Origin of the sequence: Streptomyces sp. NRRL WC-3549, from assembly GCF_000721935.1 — a bacterium.
Lineage (GTDB): Bacteria > Actinomycetota > Actinomycetes > Streptomycetales > Streptomycetaceae > Streptomyces.
Genome location: NZ_KL585419.1, coordinates 1 through 203, shown reverse-complemented (window position 1 = coordinate 203; position 203 = coordinate 1). Strand labels below are relative to the sequence as shown.

General features: G+C 86.7%; 1 pseudogene. It reads right to left on the bottom strand.

Going from position 1 to position 203, the window contains the following annotated elements:
- Positions 1-203 (bottom strand): annotated as a pseudogene (locus tag IH13_RS46185) (hypothetical protein); the annotation flags it as partial.

Genomic DNA, 203 nt, shown 5'->3' with positions numbered 1-203 from the left:
CCGGCGTCGCCGGCCCCGCCCGGCAGGTCGGCGCGGCGGGCGACGGGGCCGTCCGGCACCCCGTCGGCCCCGTCCCGCATGGCCGGCAGCGCCGGGCGGGACGGGGCCGGTGCGGCGGGCGTGCGCGGGTCGACGGGGGTGAGCCCGGCGGGCCCGGTGGTGGGAGGTGCGGCGGCACGGGGTACGCCGACGGCGGGTGGGGG